Origin of the sequence: Micromonospora sp. KC723 (assembly GCF_004348595.1) — a bacterium.
GTDB lineage: Bacteria > Actinomycetota > Actinomycetes > Mycobacteriales > Micromonosporaceae > Micromonospora.
Genome location: NZ_SMKD01000018.1, coordinates 1 through 20,065, shown reverse-complemented (window position 1 = coordinate 20,065; position 20,065 = coordinate 1). Strand labels below are relative to the sequence as shown.

Below are 20,065 nucleotides of genomic sequence, written 5' to 3'. Positions count from 1 at the left end.
TCGCGATAGGGACCTGAGGAGAACTGGTGCCGCTCCCGTCACTGACCCCTGAGCAGCGCGCTGCCGCGCTGGAGAAGGCCGCGGAGATCCGCAAGGCCCGTGCTGAGCTGAAGGAGCAGCTCAAGCAGGGCAAGACCACCCTCGCCGCCGTCCTTGAGCGGGCCGAGTCCGACGACGTCGTCGGCAAGCTCAAGGTTTCGGCCGTCCTGCAGGCCATGCCGGGCATCGGCAAGATCCGGGCGACCCAGATCATGGAGAAGCTCAAGATCGCCGACAGCCGTCGCCTGCGTGGCCTGGGCGAGCAGCAGCGCAAGGCGCTGCTTGGAGAGTTCGCCGCGAACTGAGGTCCGCCACCGTGTAGAAACAAGCGGTGAGCACGGATGACGAGACGCGCCCGGCGGCTCGGCTCACCGTCCTGACCGGACCGTCTGGTGCCGGCCGGGACGGTGTGGTCGAGCGGGTCCGGGCGCGTTTCCCGTCCGTGTGGGTGCCGGTGCCGGTCACCACCCGGCCGCGGCGCCCCGGCGAGTCCGACGGCGTCGACCGGCACTTCGTCGCACCCGCCGAGTTCGACCGGCTGGTCGCCGCCGGAGAGCTGCTGGAGTGGTTCCGGATGGGCCCGCACCTGCGCGGCACCCCCCGCGAACCGCTGCGGACCCGGCTCTCGCAGGGGCGACCGGTGCTGCTTCCGCTCGACCTGCCCGGCGCGCTCGCCGTCCGGGCGGCGTTGCCGGCCGTCCGCCTGGTGCTGCTGGCGCCGCCCGGCTGGCGTGCCACGCCGGCGGTCGCCGAGGCCGTCGGACACACCGTGGTCCACGGCCGCACCGAGCAGGTCGTGGACGAGCTGGTAGGCTTGCTCGGTTCTTCCTATCTGGCTCCCGCTCGGCCGCCACTGGGTGGTTGAGCGACCAGCCGCGCTCGCGCGGACACTTCAGACGCAGAGGGTATTCCGTGGGATCCATCGCCAACCCCGAGGGCATCACCAACCCGCCGATCGACGAGCTCCTGGAGAAGACCACCTCGAAGTACGCGCTGGTGATCTTCGCCGCCAAGCGTGCGCGCCAGGTCAACGCGTACTACAGCCAGCTCGGTGAGGGCCTGCTCGAGTACGTCGGCCCGCTGGTGGAGACGACTCCGCAGGAGAAGCCGCTCTCCATCGCCATGCGCGAGATCAACGCGGGCCTGCTCACCGCCGAGCCGACCGACCAGCCGTAACACCCCGCTCCCCGATGTCCGCCGAGATCGTCCTCGGGGTCGGCGGTGGCATCGCCGCCTACAAGGCGTGTGAGTTGCTGCGGCTGTTCACCGAGTCGGGGCACCGGGTCCGGGTCGTGCCGACCGCGTCGGCGCTCCGCTTCGTCGGGGCGCCGACCTGGGCGGCGCTCTCCGGCCGGCCCGTCGCCGACGACGTGTGGTCCGACGTGCACGAGGTGCCGCACGTCCGGCTCGGCCAGCGGGCCGACCTGGTGGTCGTCGCGCCGGCCACCGCGGACCTGCTGGCCAGGGCGGCCCACGGTCTCGCCGACGATCTGCTCACCAACACGCTGCTCACCGCCCGCTGCCCGGTGGTGCTCGCGCCGGCGATGCACACCGAGATGTGGGAGCACCCGGCGACCGTGGCCAACGTCGCGACGCTGCGCTCGCGGGGGGTACGCGTGATCGAGCCCGCCGTCGGCCGGCTCACCGGCGCCGACAGCGGCAAAGGCCGGCTGCCCGACCCGGCGGAGATCTTCGCCGTCGCGCGGCGGGCTCTCGCCCGGGGCGTCGACGCCCCGGCCGACCTCGCCGGCCGGCACGTCGTGGTGACCGCCGGCGGCACCCGCGAGCCACTGGACCCGGTCCGGTTCCTCGGCAACCGCTCCTCCGGCAAACAGGGGTACGCCTTCGTGCGGGCGGCGGTGGCCCGGGGCGCGCGCGTCACCCTGATCTCGGCCAACGTGGCCCTGCCCGATCCGGCCGGCGCCGACCTGGTCCGGGTCGGCACCACCGAGGAACTGCGGGCGGCCACCCTGGCCGCGGCCGAGAGCGCCGACGCGGTGGTGATGGCGGCGGCGCCGGCCGACTTCCGCCCGGCGAGCTACGCTGCTGGCAAGATCAAGAAGGCGGACGACGGCAGCGCCCCGACCATCGAGCTGGTCACCAACCCGGACATCGCCGCCGAGTTGGGCCGGCGACGCCGGCCGGAGCAGGTGCTGGTCGTCTTCGCCGCCGAGACCGGCGACGCGGAGGCCAACGGGCGAGCCAAGCTGGTTCGCAAGCGGGCCGACCTGATCGTCGTCAACGAGGTCGGCGTCGACAAGGTCTTCGGGGCGGAGACCAACGCGGCGACCGTCATCGGCGCGGACGGCACCGTACACGTCCTGCCCGAACAGGCGAAGGAGGATCTGGCCGACGGCGTCTGGGACCTCGTGGTGACCCGACTGGCCGACCGGTCCTGAACACTGGGCACCGCCACGTTCCCGGGCCATCCCCTGACCCGGGTGACTAAACTGCCGCGGAGCGACCTTTTCCAAAGAGTTTTCAAGTGCTTAGGAGTGCCGTGACACGTCTCTTTACGTCCGAATCGGTCACGGAAGGCCACCCGGACAAGATCGCCGACCAGATCAGCGACGGCATCCTCGACGCCCTGCTCGCCCAGGATCCGCGCAGCCGTGTCGCGGTGGAGACCCTGATCACCACGGGCCAGGTGCACGTCGCCGGCGAGGTGACCACCAAGGCCTACGCCGACATCCCGACCATCGTCCGGGACACCATCCTGGGCATCGGGTACGACTCGTCGAAGAAGGGCTTCGACGGCGCGTCCTGCGGGGTGAGCGTCTCCATCGGCCAGCAGTCCACCGACATCGCCCAGGGCGTCGACAACGCCTTCGAGCTGCGCACCGGCGCGTCGGAGAGCGCGCTGGACGCACAGGGCGCCGGCGACCAGGGCATGATGTTCGGCTTCGCGTGCTCCGAGACGCCCGAGCTGATGCCGCTGCCGATCGCGCTGGCCCACCGGCTGGCCCGGCGGCTCTCCGCGGTGCGCAAGGACGGCACCATCCCGTACCTGCGGCCGGACGGCAAGACCCAGGTCACCATCGAGTACGACGGCCTGCGGCCGGTGCGGCTCGACACCGTGGTCGTCTCCAGCCAGCACGCCGCCGACATCTCGCTGGAGTCGCTGCTCACCCCGGACGTGCGTGAGCACGTCATCGAGCCGGAGCTGGAGGGCCTCGGCCTGGAGACCGACGGGTACCGGCTGCTGGTCAACCCGACCGGCCGGTTCGAGATCGGTGGGCCGATGGGTGACGCCGGCCTGACCGGCCGCAAGATCATCGTCGACACCTACGGCGGGTACGCCCGGCACGGCGGCGGCGCCTTCTCGGGCAAGGACCCGTCCAAGGTGGACCGCTCGGCGGCGTACGCGATGCGCTGGGTGGCCAAGAACGTCGTCGCCGCCGGCCTGGCCGAGCGCTGCGAGGCGCAGGTCGCGTACGCCATCGGCAAGGCGCACCCGGTCAGCCTGTTCATCGAGACGTTCGGCACCGAGACCGTGCCGGTCGCCGCGATCGAGAAGGCCGTCACCGAGGTCTTCGACCTCCGCCCGGCCGCCATCATCCGGGACCTGAACCTGCTCCGCCCGATCTACCAGCAGACCGCCGCGTACGGCCACTTCGGCCGCGAGCTGCCGGACCTGACCTGGGAGAGCACCGACCGGGCCGCCGACCTCAAGTCGGCCGCGGGAGCCTGACCGGCGCCAGGCGCGGCGACCGGCGACCCGCCGACGGGTCGCCGGTCGCGCGCGTCTGCGTGGACGTCCCCCTGCCGCACCTGGACCGCCCGTTCGACTACCTGGTCCCCGCCGCCGTGGAGACCGAGGCGCTGCCCGGGGTGCGGGTGAAGGTCCGCTTCGCCGGGCAACTGGTCGACGGCTGGCTGCTGGAGCGGGTCGCGGAGTCGGCCCATCCCCGGCTGGCGTACCTGGAGAAGGTCGTCTCCCCGGAGCAGGTGCTCGCCCCCGAGGTGGCCCGGCTCGCGCGGGTCGTCGCCGACCGGTACGCCGGCAACCTCGCCGACGTGCTCCGCCTCGCCGTCCCGCCCCGGCACGCCCGCGTCGAGAAGGAACCTCCCGGTGCCCCGGCCGACGCCGCGTCGACCACGCAGGCGGTGGCCGAGCCCACCGTCGCCCGGCCCGGCGCCGGCCCCGCCCCGCCGGTCGACCCGCGCGGGTGGCGGGACTACCCGGCCGGGCCCGCGTTCCTGCGCGCGCTCACCGACGGTCGGGCGCCCCGCGCGGTCTGGTCGGCCCTGGCCGGTGAGGACTGGGCGGCCCGGTACGCCGACGCGGTCGCCGCCACCGTCGCCGGCGGGCGGGGCGCCGTCGTCGTGGTCGCCGACGCCGGGGACCTGGAGCGGCTCGACGCCGCCCTGACCACGGCCCTCGGCCCGGGGCGGCACGCCTGTCTCTCCGCCGCCCTGGGGCCGGCCCGCCGCTACCGGGCGTTCCTCACCGCCCGGCGCGGCGACGTGCCGGTGGTGATCGGCACCCGGGCGGCGATGTTCGCCCCGGTGGACCGGCTCGGGCTGGTGGCGATCTGGGACGACGGCGACGACCTGCACGCCGAACCCCGGGCGCCGTACCCGCACGCCCGGGAGGTGCTGCTGACCCGGGCCCAGCTCGCCGGGGCCGCCGCCCTGGTCGGCGGGTTCACCCGTACCGCGGAGGCGCAGCTGCTGGTGGAGACCGGCTGGGCCCGCGAGGTCGTCGCCGACCGGGCGACGGTGCGGGCGCGTACCCCGGCCATCGCCCCGACCGGCGACGACCCGCAGCTGGCCCGGGATCCGGGGGCGGCCACCGCCCGGCTGCCCAGCCTGGCCTGGACCACCGCCCGGGACACCCTGCGCGCCGACGCCCCCGTGCTGGTCCAGGTGCCCCGCCGCGGCTACCTGCCGTCGGTCTCCTGCGCCGAGTGCCGTGCCCCCGCCCGTTGCCCGCACTGCGCCGGGCCCCTCGCCCTGCCCTCGGCCGACGGCGCGCCCGCCTGCCGCTGGTGCGGCCGGATCGCCGCCGCCTACGCCTGCCCGGAGTGTGGCGGGCGGCGGCTGCGCGCGGCGGTCACCGGTGCCCGCCGCACCGCCGAGGAGCTGGGTCGGGCCTTCCCCGGGGTGCCGGTGCGCACCTCCGGCCGGGAGGAGGTGCTGCGTACGGTGCCGGCCGGCGCCGCCCTGGTGATCGCCACGCCGGGTGCCGAGCCGGTCGCCGAGGGCGGTTACGGATCGGTGCTGCTGCTCGACTCCTGGGCCCTGCTCACCCGGGCCGACCTGCGCGCCGGTGAGGAGACGCTGCGCCGCTGGCTGGCCGCCGCGGCGCTGGCCCGGCCCGCCCCCGCCGGGGGGCGGGTGGTGGTGGTCGCCGACGGCGCGCTCGCCCCGGTGCAGGCGCTGCTGCGCTGGGATCCGGCCTGGTTCGCCGCCCGGGAGCTGGCCGAGCGCCGGGAGCTGGGCTTCCCCCCGGCGATGAGGATGGCCAGCGTCACCGGTTCCGCCGCGGCGGTGGCCGACCTGCTCGCCGAGGCCCGGCTGCCCGACGACGCCGAGGTGCTCGGCCCGGTCCCGGCCGACGAGGAGCGGGAGCGGATGCTGGTCCGGGTGCCCCGGTCGCGGGGCGCCGTCCTGGCCGAGGCGTTGCACACGGCGGCCGGGGTCCGCAGCGCCCGGAAGGCCGCCGACCCGGTCCGCCTCCAGGTCGACCCGCTGAGCCTGTTCTGACCCCGGCGAAGGTGATCCTCGAGACCCGCGGCCGGCGGCCGTCGTCGCGGTGAGTCACCGTCACACACCGCGTCCGGCAGGCCGCTGGCGGACGCGTGATAGCATCGCCCGTCATGCCTGGGCGCACGAATGGCGCGACGATGGCGAAAAGCGTCGATCCGACGCCCAATCGATGATGTCAACCAGCCGGTGATCAGGGGTGGACCAGTCGTGACCGTTCGTAAATCGATCGTCTTCAACGGTGACCTCGGTAGCGGCAAGAGCACCGTCTCCGTCGAGATCGCCCGGCGGCTGGGGATGCGCCGGGTCAGCGTCGGCGACCTCTACCGCCAGATGGCGCAGGAGCGGCAGATGACCGCCCTCCAGCTGAACCTGCACGCCGAGCTGGACCAGGCGGTCGACGGCTACGTCGACCAGCTCCAGCGGGACATCGCCGCCTCCGGCGAGGCACTGGTCATGGACTCCCGGCTGGCGTGGCACTTCTTCACCGACGCGCTCAAGGTGCACATGATCACCGAGCCGGGCGAGGCCGCCCGGCGGGTGCTGCTGCGCCCGTCCGGCCCGGCCGAGAGCTACACCTCGCTGGAGGAGGCCAAGGCCAAGCTCAAGGAGCGCAGCGAGAGCGAGCGCAACCGGTTCGTGGTCCGCTACGGCGTGGACAAGGCCCGGCTGCGCAACTACGACCTGGTCTGCGACAGCACCCGGGCCACGGCCGACGAGGTGATCACGCACATCGTCGACGCGTACGAGGGCCGGCTCGGCGCCGACGTGCTGCGCGACGCCCCGCCGCTGCTGCTGCTGGACCCGGCCCGGGTCTACCCGACCGAGGACATCGCCACCCTGCGCGGCCTGTGGGACTCGGAGTTCGTCGGGGAGGTGGCCGAGGCCGGCGACGAGGCGCTGGAACCGCTGCGGATCGGCTACACCGGCGAGTACTTCTTCGTCGTCGACGGCCACCGCCGGCTCAGCGCCGCGCTGCAGAACGGGTTCCACCTGGTGCCCGCGCAACTGGTCGCTGAGGTGGAGGAACCGGTGGTCGGCGGGATGAGCGCGGTGGACTACTTCGCCGCCCACGCCCGCCCGTCCACCATCCACGACTGGGCGGACGCGCACGACGTCACCCTGCCGCTGCCCGAACACGCCCTGCTCAACGGCGACGCGGTCCTGGCGGGGGAGCCGAGCTCCGGCGCCTGAGCGGACGGGATCGCGAGGACCGGCTCACCCTGCGCGGTTACCCGACCCTTCCGGTGACCATCGACACGCAGGCCCTCGCCCCGCGGGGCGGCACGCCGGCCGAAACGGCCACCGGCACTCCGTAGACTGGTACGGCACCATCCGTCCGATCGAAGGAGCCACACCGCGTGACCGTCCAGCCCATCCGTCTGTTCGGGGATCCGGTGCTGCGCACGCCGGCCGATCCGGTCGTCGACTTCGACGTCGAGCTGCGCAAGCTCATCGCCGACCTCACCGACACGATGCGTGAGCAGAACGGCGCCGGCCTGGCCGCGCCACAGCTCGGCGTGGGCCTGCGGGTGTTCGCCTTCGACGTGGACGACGTCCTCGGTCACCTGGTCAATCCCGTGCTGGAGTTCCCCGACGAGGAGGAGCAGGACGGCCCCGAGGGCTGCCTGTCCATCCCCGGACTCTACTTCGACACCAAGCGCCGCCAGAACGTCGTCGCCAAGGGCTTCAACGGCTACGGCGATCCGATGCAGATCGTCGGCACCGGGCTGATGGCCCGCTGCGTCCAGCACGAGACCGACCACCTCGACGGGGTGCTCTTCGTCGACCGGCTGGACCCGGCCGGGCGCAAGGCGGCGATGAAGGCGATCCGCCAGGCGGAGTGGTACGACCCGGCCGCCCCGCCCACGGTCAAGCTGAGCCCGCACACCGCCGGCAACCCGTTCGGTCTGGGGCGGTGAGCCGGTTGCGTCTGGTCTTCGCCGGCACCCCGGCTGTCGCCGTCCCCGCCCTGGCCGCCGTGCACGCCTCCGGGCACGAGCTGCTGGCCGTGGTCACCCGCCCCGACGCCCCGGCGGGCCGGGGCCGAGGGCTGGTCCGTTCCCCGGTAGGGGCCTGGGCCGACGAGCACGGCGTCGAGGTGCTCACCCCCGCCCGGCCCCGGGAGCCGGAGTTCCTCGACCGGCTGCGCGAGCTCGCGCCGGACTGCGTGCCCGTGGTCGCGTACGGCGCGCTGGTGCCGCCGGTCGCCCTGGAGATCCCCCGGCACGGCTGGATCAACCTGCACTTCTCCCTGCTGCCGGCCTGGCGCGGCGCGGCCCCCGTGCAGCACGCCGTGCTGCACGGCGACGAGCTGACCGGCGCCAGCGTGTTCCAGTTGGAGCAGGGGCTGGACACCGGCCCGGTGTACGGCACCCTGACCGACGAGATCCGACCGACCGACACCTCCGGCGACCTGTTGGAGCGGCTGGCGCACTCCGGCGCCGGCCTGCTGGTGGCCGTCCTCGACGCGATCGAGGCGGGGACGGCCCGGGCCGAGCCGCAGCCGGCCGACGGGGTGTCCCTGGCGCCGAAGCTGACCGTGGAGGACGCCCGGGTCCGCTGGACCGACCCCGCGTTCGCGGTGGATCGGCGCATCCGCGCCTGCACGCCCGCCCCCGGCCCCTGGACGACCTTCCGGCAGGAGCGGGTGAAGCTGGGCCCGGTCACGCCGGTCGCGGACGGTCCCGAGCTGAAGCCCGGTGAGCTGCTGGTGGAGAAGTCCCGGGTGCTGGCCGGCACCGCGACGACGCCGGTGCGCCTGGGCGAGGTGCGGGCGGCCGGGAAGAAGGCCATGCCGGCGAGCGACTGGGCGCGTGGCGCCCGGGTCAGCGCCGGCGAGGTGCTCGCGTGAGCACCCCCTCGGACGGATCCCACAACCCCCGCTCGGACCGCCCCGGTGGCGGCCAGCGCGGCGACCGGTCTGGTGGCGCGGGGCGAGGCGAGCGCGGCGGTGCTGACCGGCGCGCCGGCCGTCCCTTCCGGCCCGCCGTCGACCTGCCCCGGTACGCGGCGTACCAGGCGGTCGAGGCCGTGCACCGCGACGACGCGTACGGCAATCTGGCGCTCCCGGCGATCCTGCGTGAGCAGGGCCTGACCGGCCGGGACGCGGCCTTCGCCACCGAGCTGACCTACGGCACGCTGCGCCACACCGGCACCCTGGACGCGATCCTGACCGACGCGGCCGGGCGGGACGTCGCGCGGATCGACCCGCCGGTGCGCGACGCCCTGCGGCTCGGGGCGTACCAACTCCTGCACACCCGGGTGCCGGCGCACGCGGCGGTCTCCTCGACCGTGGACCTGGTCCGCACGGTCGGCCCCGGAGCCACCGGCTTCGCCAACGCGGTGCTGCGCGAGGTCGCCGGCCGCGACGCCGACGCCTGGGTGGCGAAGCTCGCCCCGCCGATGGAGACCGACCCGATCGGGCACCTGGCGCTGGCGTACAGCCATCCGCAGTGGATCGTGCGGGCGTTCGCCGAGGCGCTCGGCGGCGACCTGGGGGAGGTCACCCGGCTGCTGATCGAGGACAACGAGCGGCCCCCGGTGCATCTGTGTGCCCGGCCCGGCCTCGCCGACCCGGTGGAGTTGGCCGAGGCGGTGGGCGGCGCTCCCGGCGCCTTCTCGCCGTACGCCGTCTATCTGGCCGGCGGCGCGCCGGGTGACCTGCCGGCGCTGGCCGAGGGCCGCGCGCACGTGCAGGACGAGGGCTCGCAGCTGGTGGCGCACGCCCTGGCCACCGCCCCGCTCGACGGCCCGGACGGGCGCTGGCTCGACCTGTGCGCCGGCCCGGGCGGCAAGTCCGGCCTGCTCGGCGCGCTCGCCGCGCAGCGCGGTGGCCGGCTGACCGCGGTGGAGGTGTCCGAGCACCGGGCCCGGCTGGTCGCACAGGCCACGCAGGGGCTGCCGGTGACCGTGCTGCACACCGACGGCCGCACCGTCGGCGCGGACCCGAAGCTGCCGGCGGAGCACTTCGACCGGGTCCTGGTGGACGCCCCCTGCACCGGACTGGGATCGCTGCGCCGCCGGCCCGAGTCCCGGTGGCGCCGCCAGCCCTCGGACCTGCCGCAGTTGACGCGGTTGCAACGGGAACTGCTCGCCGCCGCGCTGCGCGCGGTGCGCCCCGGCGGTCTCGTCGCCTACGTGACCTGCTCACCGCACGTCGTGGAGACGCACGTGACGGTGACCGAGGCGGCCCGGCGGTCCGCGGTGCCGGCGGATTTCGTCGACGCCCGCCCGCTGCTGCCTCCGGGCATGCCGGGGCTGGGCGACGGCCCGACGGTGCAGCTCTGGCCGCACCGGCACGGCACGGACGCGATGTTCCTGGCGGTGCTGCGGCGCGGCTGACCGTACGCACGGCGCGTGGACGCCGGTCCACGCGCCGGGACGCCCACCGGCGGGTCACCGGTGCCGTCGCGGTCGGCCGGGGCCGCCGGTGCTCGCGTCTCGGCGTCCGGCTCAGCGGACCGGCAGGCTACGCGGGCCGGCGTTGTTGAGCGAGCGGGTCAGGGGGCGGTCGTCGGCCCACAGGAAGCACCGCACCCCGCGGTCGCCGTCACGCCACTCCCGCTCGGTGGGGTGGTAGAAGATCGAGCCGGTGCGGAGGGGCAGGTCGCCGTTGTCCGGAATCCCGGTGTAGCGGGCGAGTATGCTCCGGCATCCCTGGTGGACCCGGTGGTCGCCCCGGCTGACCCGGGCGTAGCTGAGGCCGGTGGCCTGCCAGACGCCGACGAACTCGACATGGTGCCGGGTGGTGCAGGAAACCGGTGTCATCGCCGTGACCCCGTCACCGGCCATCCGTGGCTCGAAGCAGCCCAACCGGAGTCCGGTCGCCCCGGTCAGCGCGCCCCGCAGGCTCCCGGTGCGGACCACCACCCCCGGATCGTCGATGCTCTTGACCTCGCTGAGGTCGCAGCGGAACCAGCGGGCCCCGCCGGTCCAGCCCCGCGGGGAGGGGAGGACGACGCTGAGGCTGAGCCGGCCCGAACGCCAGTCCCCGCCGAGGGCGCGGTGGACCTCCCGGTCGCATTCGGCGCGGGCGTTCCGCATGGCGGCGCTGCCGCCCGAGGGCGGGGTCGCCCCGGCCGCGTGCGCCCCGGTGAGGGTGCCGACGTGCAGGGTCTCGGCGCGGTGCCCCCCGGAGCAGTCGACGGGCTGGTAGCCACTGAGGTGGCCGACGTCGGGCACCCCGGGGTGGCAGACCCCGGGGTCCGGGACGAAGGGGCGCGGGGCGGTGAGCGACGGCCAGTCGTCGGTGAGGTCCGTGTCCAGCCCGGCCGGGGCGCCGCAGGCGGCCAGCGCGAGGGCCGTCAACGCGCCCGGGGCGAGCGCCGTCCACCGTCGCATCGCTTCCGCCCCCTCGCCGCACTACCCGGCCAGCGGCGCTGACCTGGGGCCGGAGCATACGGCACCCGGATTCAGATGGTGGGCAACCCTTCCGGCCCGGCACCGCGCATCGAGCGGGTCAGTTTCCGGTCGTCGCTCCACAGGAAACAGCGGATGCCCCGGTCGCCCTCCTCCCACTCCCGCTGCGACGGGGGGTAGAAGATCGATCCGGCCCGGTACGGCAGGTCGGCGTTGTTGGGCACCTCGGCGAAGCTGGCGATCAGCGCCATGCAGCGCCGGTGCACCTGTTGGTTGGCCTTGGTGAACTGCTCCCAGGTCAGGTCCTTCTCGAGGTAGACGCCGACGAACTCGGCCCGGTGCGGCTCTGAGCAGAGCACCGGCGCCATGTAGTTGAGGTTCTTGCCGATCAACTTCGGGTCGAAGCAGCGGTGCGACAGCGGGTTGTCACCGATCATCGCGCCGCGCAGGCTGCCGGTTCGGTTGACCGGCCGGGTGTTGTCGATGCTGTCGGTCTCGCTCAGGTCGCAGCGGAACCACCGGGCCCCGCTGTTCCAGGCGGTGAGGGAGGGCAGCGCGATGTTCAGGGTGAGCCGCGCGGAGTGCCAGTCGCCGCCGAGCACCTCCCGGGCCCGCTGGTCGCACTCGGCCCGGGCCGGGCGCAGCGCCGACGAGCCCGGCTCGGGCCGTGGCCCACGGGTGGCGGCGCCGGTGAAGACGCCGACGTGGATCGCCTCTGCCAGGTGGCTGCGCGCACAGTCCACCGTGTCGTAGGTGCTGGCCTGCACCACCGGGGTTATCCGGGGTAGGCAGGAGCCTGTGGCGGGCACGAACAACTGTGGTGCGGGCAGCACGGGCCAGTCGTCGACCAGGTCACCGTCGGCCCGGTTCTGCTGGAAGCAGCCGCCCATCGTCACCGCCGCGCCGGCCAGCACCAGCGCCACGAGCCACCGTCGCATCGTCCGCCCTTCCCCGGAGATGACGGCCGAACGTCGCGGCCCGCCCGGCGTTGCCCGCCATCGGGCGTGCAGCATATGTGACCGTCCCTGGTGGAGTTTTCCCGTGTTTCCGTCAATCGGCCAGTGCCCGGTGGCCCTTGGTCTGGTTCTCGCTCCGGAAGGACTCCCTTCTGCACCGAACGTCATCCCCGGGTCACCGAGGGTTTCCGTCAGAGGTGGCCTGCTCGCGCCGGCAGGCCGCGTTCGTACACTGGCCAGGTGACCGTACCGCCGCCGATCGTCGCGCCCAGCATCCTCGCCGCCGATTTCGCCCGCCTGGCCGAAGAAGTCCGTGCTGTCGAGGGAGCCGCGGACTGGCTGCACGTCGACGTGATGGACAACCACTTCGTGCCGAACCTGACCATCGGGCTGCCGGTGGTGCAGAGCCTGCGGGCGGCCACCCGGATCCCGTTCGACGTGCACCTGATGATCGAGGATCCGCGTCGCTGGGCGCCCGGCTACGCCGACGCCGGCGCCTACAACGTCACCTTCCACGCCGAGGCCTGCGACGACCCGGTCGCCCTCGCCAAGGATCTCCGCTCGGCCGGCGCCAGGGCGGGTCTGGCCATCGACCGGGACACCCCGATCGAGCCGTACCTCGAACTGCTGCCGAACTTCGACACCCTGCTGATCATGACGATCAAGGCCGGCTTCGGTGGGCAGCGGTTCATCCCGCAACTGCTGGAGAAGGTCCGCGCCGCCCGTCGGCACGCGTCCAGCGGTCACCTCGAGCTGCGCATCGAGGTCGACGGCGGGATCGCCGCCGACACCATCGAGCAGGCCGCGGCGGCCGGTGCCGACGCCTTCGTCGCCGGCACCGCCGTCTACGGGGCGGACGACCCCGCCGAGGCGGTCCGCCGGCTGCGTGGCCTGGCGGAGCGCGCGGCCAGCGGGGCCTGACATGGACCCGTCCGGCGATCGACCCGACGTCATCCTGGTCGTCGACGACGACGCGGACATCGCCCGCTTCGTCGAGTTCAACCTGCGGCTGCACGGCTTCGAGGTGCTGCATGCCGGCGACGGCCAGGAGGCGCTGGAGATGATCGAGCGGCACCGGCCCGACCTGGCCGTGGTGGACCTGATGATGCCCCGGATCGACGGCCTGGAGTTGACCCGCCGGCTGCGCGCCAACCCGATGACCTCGGCCCTGCCGGTGATCATGCTGACCGCCAAGGGCATGACCGTGGACAAGGTCCACGGGCTCAGCGCGGGCGCCGACGACTACCTGGTGAAGCCCTTCGACACCGCCGAGTTGGTGGCCCGGGTCAGCTCGACGTTGCGCCGTAACAAGGAGTTCCGCGAGGTCTCCCCGCTGACCGGGCTGCCCGGCAACAGCCGGATCCGCCGGGAGATCAGCGACCGGGTACGCAGCGGCGTCGACTACGCGGTCGGCTACATCGACATCGACCGGTTCAAGAGCGTCAACGACCGGTACGGCTTCGTCCGCGGCGACGAGTTCATCTCCGCGCTGGCCCGCAGCCTGCACCGGGCGGTGGTCTCGATCGGGCTGCCGCCGGCCTTCCTCGGCCACGTCGGCGGCGACGACTTCGTCGTCGTCTGCACGCCGGAGCAGGTCCGACCGTTGACCTTCCGGGCCGTGGAGGACTTCGAGAGGGCCGCCGACAGGCTCTACGACCCCGCCGACGCCGAACGCGGCTACGTGGAGCTCAAGGACCGTCGCGGCAACATCCGCAAAGCCCACCTGGTGACCCTCTCGATCGGCGTGTCGCTGTCCGACTCGCGCAAGCGCTTCACCGACCCGCTCGCCGCGATCGCGGTCGCCTCGGAGATGAAGACCGTTGCCAAGAGTCAACCCGGCTCGTACGTCGCGGTGGACCGACGACGGGCCGACGGCCTGTGAGGTAGCACGCCGGGAGTGGCGTACCCCCCGCCCCGACGTGTAAGACTTTCCGTGTACCCACCACGCGCTGGCGGGGCTCGGTGAAATTCCGAACCGGCGGTGATCCACGGCTAGACCGTGGTAAGCCCGCGACCCGGACGGCTCAGGCCGCCCGGTGGACCTGGTGAGAATCCGGGGCCGACGGTTGGCGGCGAGATCGTTGCGCCGCCAGACAGTCCGGATGGGAGACAGCGCGCGGGACGGGGCGGACCCGCGTGGGCTGTTCCAGCCACCCGGGCTCCCCGGGGCCGGCCGTGCCGTTCCCCGGATCCGCCGCCGCCTGCCCACGGCTCCTCCCGTCGACCGCCCAGCGCGCCGACCGGCGAGTGAGAGGGCAGGGGCCATGGCCGGCGTCTCCGTCGACGAAGCGATGCGTCGTGCCGTCGCGCTGGCCGCCCGTGGCCTCGGCACCACCAGCCCCAACCCGGTCGTCGGTTGCGTCCTGCTCGATCCGGAGGGCGCGGTCGTGGGGGAGGGATTCCACGCCTACGCCGGCGGACCGCACGCCGAGATCGTCGCGCTCGCCCAGGCCGGCGACCGCGCCCGCGGCGGCACCGCCGTGGTCTCCCTCGAACCCTGCGACCACACCGGCCGCACCGGCCCCTGCAGCCTCGCGCTGATCCGGGCCGGCGTCGCCCGGGTGGTGATCGCCGTGCCCGATCCCAACCCGGTCGCCGCCGGCGGCGCCGCCACCCTGCGCGCCGCCGGCATCCAGGTCGACGTCGGGGTGCGCGCCGCCGAGTCCGAGGCCGGCAACATCGCCTGGTTGACCTCGATGCGGCGGGGCTGGCCGTACGTGATCTGGAAGTACGCCGCCACCCTCGACGGCCGGTCCGCCGCCGCCGACGGCACCAGCATGTGGATCACGTCGGAGGCGGCCCGGATCGACGTGCACGCACTACGCGGCACGGTCGACGCGGTGATCGTCGGGGTGGGCACCGTCCTCGTCGACGACCCCCGGCTGACCGCCCGTAACCTGCGCGACGGCACCCTGGCCATCCGGCAGCCGCTGCGGGTGGTGGTGGACAGCTCGGGGCGTACCCCGGCGGAGGCCCGGGTGCGCGACGGCGCCGCCCAGACGTGGATCGCCACCAGCGCGGAGGTCGGCGCCGACCCGGACGGCCGGGTCGACCTGCCGGGGCTGCTGGCGGAGCTGCACCACCGTGGCGTACGGGCCGCGCTGCTGGAGGGTGGGCCGCGGCTGGCCGGCGCGTTCCTCGCCGCCGGGCTGGTGGACAAGGTCGTCGGGTACGTCGCGCCGAAGCTGCTCGGCGCCGGCCCGCCCGCGCTGGCCGACGCCGGCGTGACCACCATCGCCGAGGCCGTCGACCTCGAGATCACCGACGTCGCGCAGGTCGGTCCCGACCTGCGGATCACCGCGCTGCCCCGGAAGAGGGAGGCCTGACATGTTCACCGGCATCGTCGAGGAGCGGGGCGAGGTCGTCCGCGTCGCCGACACCGGCGTTGACTCCGCCGTGGTCGCCATCCGGGGCCCGCTGGTCACCTCCGACGCCCGGCACGGGGACTCGATCGCGGTCAACGGCGTCTGTCTGACCGTGGTCGACGTCGACGCCGAGGTCTTCACCGCCGACGTGATGGGGGAGACCCTGCGCCGCTCCGCGCTCGGCGCGTTGCGTACGGGCGATCCGGTCAACCTGGAACGGGCCGCCGCGCTGAACAGTCGGCTCGGCGGGCACATCGTGCAGGGGCACGTCGACGGGGTCGGCGAGCTGCTCTCCCGGGAGCCGGCCGCACAGTGGGAGACCCTGCGTTTCCGGCTCCCCGCCGACCTGTCCCGGTACGTGGTGGAGAAGGGCTCGATCACCGTCGACGGGGTGTCGCTCACGGTGGCCGCCGTCGGGCCGGACTGGTTCGCCGTCGGACTCATCCCGACCACCCTCACCCTGACCACCCTCGGCGCCCGCGCCGTCGGCGATCCGGTGAACCTGGAGGTGGACGTGCTCGCCAAGTACGTCGAGCGGCTGCTCGCCGACCGGCTGCCGGGCGGTGGGGCCTGATGGGTCCGCTCGGCTGGCTGCTCGACGCCCAGGTGCAGATCGCCGGTTCCCCGGTGCTGGTCCGGGAGATCGTCGGCAACGTCTTCGGTCTCGTCTCCGCCCTGTTCGGGCTGCGCCGGCTGGTCTGGGCCTGGCCGGTCGGCATGGTCGGCAACGCGTTGCTGTTCACCGTCTTCCTCGGCGGCGCCTTCGCCACCCCGCAGGCCCACGACCTGTACGGCCAGGCCGGCCGGCAGGTGTTCTTCTTCGCGGTCAGCCTGTACGGCTGGTGGCGCTGGGCGCGCAACCGGCGGGCCGGCGACGGGGAGCAGCCGGCGGTGACCCCGCGCTGGGCGACCGGGCGGGAACGGTTGGGCCTGCTGCTCGCCGCCGTGCTCGGCACCGCCGTGGCGTACCCGGTGCTCGCCGCGCTGGGCTCCTGGGGTCCGCTGCCGGACGCCTGGATCCTCACCGGCAGCCTGCTCGCCACCTACGGCATGGCCCGGGGCTGGGTGGACTTCTGGCTGGTCTGGATCGCCGTGGACGCGGTCGGGGTGCCGCTGCTGCTGCGCGGCGGTTTCTACCCGTCGGCGGCCATGTACCTCGTCTACGGCGCGCTGTGCGTCGCCGGGCTGGTCGCCTGGTGGCGTAGCTCCCGCGCCAGCCGGGTCGCCCGACCGATTCCGCCCACCTACTCGGAGGCCGTGGCATGAACAGCTTCGCGAGCATCACGCAGGCGGTGGCGGACATCGCCGCCGGCCGGCCCGTCGTCGTGGTCGACGACGAGGACCGGGAGAACGAGGGCGATCTGATCTTCGCCGCGGAGCTGGCGACGCCGGAACTGGTCGCGTTCATGGTCCGGTGGACCTCCGGTTACATCTGCGTGCCGCTGACCGAGAGCGAGTGCGATCGGCTCGACCTGCCGCCGATGCACCACACCAACCAGGACCGGCGGGGCACCGCCTACACGGTGACCGTGGACGCCCGGGAGGGGATCGCCACCGGCATCTCCGCCGCCGACCGGTCGCACACCATCCGGCTGCTCGCCGACCCGGCGACCGGGCCGACCGACCTGGCCCGCCCCGGCCACGTGGTGCCGCTGCGGGCCCGCGAGGGTGGGGTGCTGCGCCGCCCCGGGCACACCGAGGCGGCCGTCGACCTGACCAGGATGGCCGGTCTGCGTCCGGCCGGCGTGCTCTGCGAGCTGGTCAACGACGACGGCACCATGATGCGTCTGCCGGACCTGGAGAAGTTCTGCGCCGAGCACTCGCTGTCCCTGGTCACCATCGCCGACCTGGTGGCGTACCGGCGACGGCACGAGAGGCAGGTCGAGCAGGTCGCCGACGCGCGGATGCCCACCCCGTACGGGGTGTTCCGGGCGCTGGGCTACCGTGCCGAGCACGACCCGGCCGAGCATGTCGCGATGGTCTACGGCGACCTCGGCGACGGGGAGGACGTGCTGGTCCGGGTGCACTCGGAGTGCCTGACCGGGGACGTGTTCGGCTCCCTGCGCTGCGACTGCGGGCCACAGTTGCAGGCCGCCCTGGCTCGGGTCGCCCGGGAGGGGCGCGGGGTGGTGTTGTACGTGCGCGGGCACGAGGGGCGGGGGATCGGCCTGTTGCACAAGCTCCAGGCGTACCAACTCCAGGACCAGGGCCGCGACACGGTCGACGCGAACCTGGACCTGGGGCTGCCGGCCGACGCCCGGGACTACGGCACCGGCGCGCAGATCCTCTACGACCTGGGCGTACGGTCGATGCGGCTGCTCACCAACAACCCGGCCAAGCGGGCCGGGCTGGAGGGGTACGGGCTGCGGATCACCGGCCGTGAGGGGCTGCCGGTCCGTCCGCACCCGGAGAACGTGCGCTACCTGCGCACGAAGCGGGACCGGATGGGTCACCTGCTGGACGAGCTGGACGAGGTGACCGAGGCCCCGATGGGCCGTCCGGTCGCCGGCGACGAGATCGGAGCGTAGACATGGCGGGTTTCGGCGAGCCCGGGGTGAGCACGGTGGAGGCCGCTGGCATGACCGTCGGCGTGGTGGCGGCGCGCTGGCACGGCGAGCTGACCGACCACATGCTCGACCGGGCGGTGGCGGCGGCCGAGGCGTGCGGGGCCCGGGCGGTGGTGGCCCGGGTCGCCGGTTCGGTGGAGCTGCCGGTGGTGGCGCAGGCTCTGGCCCGCCGCTGCGACGTGGTGGTCGCCCTCGGCGTGGTGGTGCGCGGCGCGACCGCCCACTTCGACTACGTCTGCAAGTCGGTGACCGAGGGGCTGACCCGGGTGGCGTTGGACGAGGGCAAGCCGGTGGCGCACGGGGTGCTCACCGTCGACACCATCGCGCAGGCCCGGGACCGGGCCGGGTTGCCCGGTTCGACGGAGGACAAGGGCTGGGCGGCCACCGTCGCGGCCCTCGACGCCGCCCTGGCCATCCGTGCCGTTGCCGCCGGTACCGGCATGCGGGTCGGCTTCGGCGCCTGACCCGGGCCGCCTCGCTTCGCCGCCCGTGGCCCACCCGGCCGTCGGCGCGCCCGACGCGCTAAGGATCGGAGCGGGTGCCGGTCTGGCCGCCACCCTCGGCGACCAGGCCCACCTGTGCGCGCCGGACCTGCGCGGGTTCGGGGGAACCGACCGGCCCGGGACGTACTCGCTGGAGCTGATGTGCGATGACGTCCGAGCCCTGCCCGACGCACTCGACCTGGCCCGGGCGACCCTGATCGGTCGCTGCGTCGGCGCGGTCGTGGCCTACCTGCTGGCCCAGACGTGCCCGGAGCGGGTCGCGGCGCTGGTGCTGGAGGAGCCCCCGCCTCCGATGCCGCTGGGGTTCCGGCTGCCACCCCGGCCTGCCGAGCCGCTCGACTACGACTGGGCCGTCCGGGAGGCGGTGGTGGCGCAGCTCAACGACCCGGACCCGGTGTGGTGGGAGCGCATGGCCGCGATCACCGCCCCGACCCTGTGGTCGCCGGCGGCCCCGCGAGCCACCTTCCGCAGGACCGCGTCGACGCCGTCGCCGAACGGATCCCCGACGGTCGGCTGGTCACCATCGACGCGGGACACGCCGTTCACGCCACCCGCCCCGCCGAGTTCCACGCCGTGGTGCGGGAGTTCCTCACCGGGCTCGGCTGAGCTTCGCGGGTCAGAGCCAAGCCTGCCGCTATGCCAGACCGGCTCGCGGACCTGGCTGGGCCGGGCGCGCCGGTGGCGGCGACGTCGAGCAGCGTGCCGGCCGCTGTCATGGCGACGGCGACCAGCACGCCGCACCGTCCGCTGGCGCCGGTACGAAGCCCCGGGCCGCGGGCGAGCGAGGCTCAGGTGAGCTCGGTCGCCCCCGCCACCTGGGCGAGCCACCGCTGCTCCAGCTGGGTCAGCGTCTTGGCCTCGCGGAGTTCGCCGATCGCCTCGTTGACGCACGGGGTGAGCGGGGAGTCCTTGTCGAGCAGCAACCCGAACGTCTCCGGTGCGCCCACCTGCGGTAGTTGACCGACGATGGCGACATCGGCGCCCTTGGTCGAGGTGATGCGGAAGGCGGTCGGCAGGTCCACCACCAGGCCGTCGATCTGACCGTTCCGCAGTGCCGCCACGGCCTCGTCGTTGCCTCGGTAGCTCTGCGGTTTCGGCCCCGGCTTGACGAGTTCGGTGATCGCCTGGTGGCTGGTGCTGTTGGCCTGGGCGCCGAGCCGGGCGTCGGTCAGCTCGGCCAGGGACTTCCTCCCGGCGATCTTCGACGACTTCCGCGCGATCACGGCCTGGCGCACGAGGTAGTAGGGCGCGGAGAGGTCGACCGCCTGCTTGCGCTCCTCGGTGAGGGAGAACTGGTTGATGGCGAAGTCGAAGCTCTTCGGGCCGGGTGTGACGGCGGCGTCGGGCTTCACCCGGGTCCAGGTGACCTCCGTGGCGGCGTACCCGAGCTGCGTCGCCACCGCGTACGCGACGGCGGCCTCGAAACCCTCGCCGTTCTCCGGTTTGTTCTGCCGGAACCACGGCTCGCGTGCCGGCTCGTCGGTGGCGATGGTGAGTGTGCCCGGCGTCCGGGTGCGCAGGCCCTCCTCCTTGGTGCAGGCGGCGGTAGCCACGTCGGTGGGGGT

The 20,065-nt window shown here is 74.0% G+C and carries 21 protein-coding genes, 1 pseudogene and 1 riboswitch; of the genes and pseudogenes, 19 read left to right on the top strand and 3 right to left on the bottom strand.

The window, feature by feature from the left end; genetic code table 11:
- Positions 1-26: 26 nt before the first annotated feature.
- From mihF to E1165_RS06795, 10 genes are all read left to right on the top strand, one after another.
- A complete protein-coding gene (gene mihF / locus E1165_RS06840; RefSeq protein ID WP_088962722.1) occupies positions 27-344 on the top strand; it encodes an integration host factor, actinobacterial type in 318 nt (105 codons plus the stop codon).
- A 26-nt stretch (positions 345-370) separates the two neighbouring features.
- Positions 371-904, top strand: a complete 534-nt coding sequence (locus tag E1165_RS06835) for a guanylate kinase (protein ID WP_132388849.1) — start codon at positions 371-373, stop codon at positions 902-904.
- A 47-nt stretch (positions 905-951) separates the two neighbouring features.
- Positions 952-1,215, top strand: coding sequence for a DNA-directed RNA polymerase subunit omega (rpoZ, locus tag E1165_RS06830; RefSeq protein ID WP_007075826.1), 264 nt, complete (start codon positions 952-954; stop codon positions 1,213-1,215).
- Positions 1,216-1,229: 14 nt separating this feature from the next.
- Positions 1,230-2,438 carry a bifunctional phosphopantothenoylcysteine decarboxylase/phosphopantothenate--cysteine ligase CoaBC gene (gene coaBC / locus E1165_RS06825; protein WP_132388847.1) on the top strand — a complete coding sequence of 403 codons (1,209 nt, stop codon included), beginning with the start codon at positions 1,230-1,232 and terminating at the stop codon, positions 2,436-2,438.
- Positions 2,439-2,539: 101 nt separating this feature from the next.
- On the top strand, positions 2,540-3,730 hold the full coding sequence (gene metK / locus E1165_RS06820; RefSeq protein ID WP_132388845.1) for a methionine adenosyltransferase: 1,191 nt from the start codon (positions 2,540-2,542) through the stop codon (positions 3,728-3,730).
- Between the two features lie 59 nt (positions 3,731-3,789).
- Positions 3,790-5,748, top strand: a complete 1,959-nt coding sequence (locus E1165_RS06815) for a primosomal protein N' (protein ID WP_132388843.1) — start codon at positions 3,790-3,792, stop codon at positions 5,746-5,748.
- 210 nt (positions 5,749-5,958) lie between these two features.
- A complete protein-coding gene (locus E1165_RS06810) occupies positions 5,959-6,942 on the top strand; it encodes an AAA family ATPase (RefSeq protein ID WP_132388841.1) in 984 nt (327 codons plus the stop codon).
- Between the two features lie 167 nt (positions 6,943-7,109).
- The gene (gene def / locus E1165_RS06805) at positions 7,110-7,670 is read left to right on the top strand and encodes a peptide deformylase (protein ID WP_132388839.1); all 561 of its coding nucleotides are present in this window, start codon (positions 7,110-7,112) and stop codon (positions 7,668-7,670) included.
- A 5-nt stretch (positions 7,671-7,675) separates the two neighbouring features.
- Positions 7,676-8,602 (top strand): methionyl-tRNA formyltransferase, encoded by a 927-nt coding sequence (fmt, locus tag E1165_RS06800; RefSeq protein ID WP_132388911.1) that lies wholly within the window; start codon positions 7,676-7,678, stop codon positions 8,600-8,602.
- Positions 8,599-10,092 carry an RsmB/NOP family class I SAM-dependent RNA methyltransferase gene (locus E1165_RS06795; RefSeq protein ID WP_132388837.1) on the top strand — a complete coding sequence of 498 codons (1,494 nt, stop codon included), beginning with the start codon at positions 8,599-8,601 and terminating at the stop codon, positions 10,090-10,092. Before fmt ends, E1165_RS06795 begins: the two co-directional genes overlap by 4 nt.
- Positions 10,093-10,203: 111 nt before the next feature.
- On the opposite strand, the gene E1165_RS06790 is transcribed toward E1165_RS06795, so the two are convergent.
- Together E1165_RS06790 and E1165_RS06785 are read right to left on the bottom strand one after the other, a co-directional pair.
- On the bottom strand, positions 10,204-11,091 hold the full coding sequence (locus E1165_RS06790) for a septum formation family protein (RefSeq protein ID WP_132388835.1): 888 nt from the start codon (positions 11,089-11,091) through the stop codon (positions 10,204-10,206).
- Between the two features lie 71 nt (positions 11,092-11,162).
- On the bottom strand, positions 11,163-12,047 hold the full coding sequence (locus E1165_RS06785; RefSeq protein ID WP_132388833.1) for a septum formation family protein: 885 nt from the start codon (positions 12,045-12,047) through the stop codon (positions 11,163-11,165).
- Positions 12,048-12,305: 258 nt separating this feature from the next.
- On the opposite strand from E1165_RS06785, the gene rpe reads away from it, so the two are divergent.
- The 9 genes and pseudogenes from rpe to E1165_RS29485 all read left to right on the top strand — a co-directional run bounded on the left by rpe (position 12,306) and on the right by E1165_RS29485 (position 19,106).
- Positions 12,306-12,986 carry a ribulose-phosphate 3-epimerase gene (gene rpe / locus E1165_RS06780; protein ID WP_132388831.1) on the top strand — a complete coding sequence of 227 codons (681 nt, stop codon included), beginning with the start codon at positions 12,306-12,308 and terminating at the stop codon, positions 12,984-12,986.
- Position 12,987: 1 nt separating this feature from the next.
- Positions 12,988-13,947, top strand: a complete 960-nt coding sequence (locus tag E1165_RS06775) for a response regulator (protein ID WP_132388829.1) — start codon at positions 12,988-12,990, stop codon at positions 13,945-13,947.
- 62 nt (positions 13,948-14,009) lie between these two features.
- Positions 14,010-14,183, top strand: a riboswitch (FMN riboswitch).
- Positions 14,184-14,329: 146 nt separating this feature from the next.
- Positions 14,330-15,391 (top strand): bifunctional diaminohydroxyphosphoribosylaminopyrimidine deaminase/5-amino-6-(5-phosphoribosylamino)uracil reductase RibD, encoded by a 1,062-nt coding sequence (gene ribD / locus E1165_RS06770; protein ID WP_132388827.1) that lies wholly within the window; start codon positions 14,330-14,332, stop codon positions 15,389-15,391.
- Position 15,392: 1 nt separating this feature from the next.
- Positions 15,393-16,004, top strand: a complete 612-nt coding sequence (locus E1165_RS06765) for a riboflavin synthase (RefSeq protein ID WP_132388825.1) — start codon at positions 15,393-15,395, stop codon at positions 16,002-16,004.
- Entirely contained in the window at positions 16,004-16,696 is a 693-nt protein-coding gene (gene pnuC, locus E1165_RS06760; RefSeq protein ID WP_132388823.1) for a nicotinamide riboside transporter PnuC, read from the top strand. The genes E1165_RS06765 and pnuC overlap by 1 nt, the downstream gene beginning before the upstream one ends.
- Complete coding sequence (locus tag E1165_RS06755; protein WP_132388821.1) at positions 16,693-17,958, top strand: bifunctional 3,4-dihydroxy-2-butanone-4-phosphate synthase/GTP cyclohydrolase II; 1,266 nt, start codon at positions 16,693-16,695, stop codon at positions 17,956-17,958. Before pnuC ends, E1165_RS06755 begins: the two co-directional genes overlap by 4 nt.
- Before the next feature lie 2 nt (positions 17,959-17,960).
- A complete protein-coding gene (ribH, locus tag E1165_RS06750; RefSeq protein ID WP_132388819.1) occupies positions 17,961-18,461 on the top strand; it encodes a 6,7-dimethyl-8-ribityllumazine synthase in 501 nt (166 codons plus the stop codon).
- Positions 18,415-18,837 (top strand): annotated as a pseudogene (locus tag E1165_RS30665) (alpha/beta fold hydrolase); the annotation flags it as partial. The gene ribH and the pseudogene E1165_RS30665, both read left to right, overlap by 47 nt.
- A 59-nt stretch (positions 18,838-18,896) precedes the next feature.
- Positions 18,897-19,106: an alpha/beta fold hydrolase gene (locus E1165_RS29485; protein WP_207916685.1), complete on the top strand. Its 210-nt coding sequence runs from the start codon at positions 18,897-18,899 to the stop codon at positions 19,104-19,106.
- 182 nt (positions 19,107-19,288) lie between these two features.
- On the opposite strand, the gene E1165_RS06740 is transcribed toward E1165_RS29485, so the two are convergent.
- Positions 19,289-20,065 (bottom strand): ABC transporter substrate-binding protein (locus tag E1165_RS06740; protein ID WP_132388815.1); only part of this gene is annotated, 777 nt, incomplete at its 5' end.

What these genes read in the sequence shown, in the direction of transcription:
- coaBC (WP_132388847.1), top strand. Translation starts at nt 1,230, where the DNA reads ATGTCCGCCGAGATCGTCCTCGGGGTCGGCGGTGGCATCGCCGCCTAC.
- E1165_RS06790 (WP_132388835.1), bottom strand. Translation starts at nt 11,091, where the DNA reads ATGCGACGGTGGACGGCGCTCGCCCCGGGCGCGTTGACGGCCCTCGCG.
- E1165_RS06785 (WP_132388833.1), bottom strand. Translation starts at nt 12,047, where the DNA reads ATGCGACGGTGGCTCGTGGCGCTGGTGCTGGCCGGCGCGGCGGTGACG.
- E1165_RS06775 (WP_132388829.1), top strand. Translation starts at nt 12,988, where the DNA reads ATGGACCCGTCCGGCGATCGACCCGACGTCATCCTGGTCGTCGACGAC.
- ribD (WP_132388827.1), top strand. Translation starts at nt 14,330, where the DNA reads ATGGCCGGCGTCTCCGTCGACGAAGCGATGCGTCGTGCCGTCGCGCTG.
- E1165_RS06765 (WP_132388825.1), top strand. Translation starts at nt 15,393, where the DNA reads ATGTTCACCGGCATCGTCGAGGAGCGGGGCGAGGTCGTCCGCGTCGCC.
- pnuC (WP_132388823.1), top strand. Translation starts at nt 16,004, where the DNA reads ATGGGTCCGCTCGGCTGGCTGCTCGACGCCCAGGTGCAGATCGCCGGT.
- E1165_RS06755 (WP_132388821.1), top strand. Translation starts at nt 16,693, where the DNA reads ATGAACAGCTTCGCGAGCATCACGCAGGCGGTGGCGGACATCGCCGCC.
- ribH (WP_132388819.1), top strand. Translation starts at nt 17,961, where the DNA reads ATGGCGGGTTTCGGCGAGCCCGGGGTGAGCACGGTGGAGGCCGCTGGC.